The organism is Pantoea sp. GbtcB22, from assembly GCF_019091025.1.
Classification (GTDB): domain Bacteria; phylum Pseudomonadota; class Gammaproteobacteria; order Enterobacterales; family Enterobacteriaceae; genus Pantoea; species Pantoea leporis.
In genome coordinates, this window is record NZ_JAGXKB010000619.1 from 1 (window position 1) to 245 (window position 245).

Consider the following 245-nt stretch of genomic DNA (forward strand, 5'->3'; position numbering starts at 1 on the left):
GTGAGCCAAGGAGTTGTGCGTGCTTGTTGTCTTCCTAAGACCGCCTGGCTCATTATCCATCGCTTTGGCGTCCTCGGGCCCGGCGTTCCCATCGTTCTCGTAATCACGCTTTCAGCGCACCGCGCTGAGGCCATTTCGGCGGCCGAATTCCTAATGGATTATCTCAAGACCAAGGCCCCTTTTTGGAAGAACGAACGAACTAGCGACGGCGAGACCTGGGTGGACGCAAAAACAAGCGACGATAC

The 245-nt window shown here is 55.9% G+C and carries 1 protein-coding gene; it reads left to right on the forward strand.

The annotated features are described in order from the left end of the window. Nucleotides 1-245, forward strand: a 245-nt coding sequence (locus KVT28_RS26170) for a molybdenum cofactor biosynthesis protein MoaE (RefSeq protein WP_217551190.1), incomplete at both ends; no start/stop codon positions are given.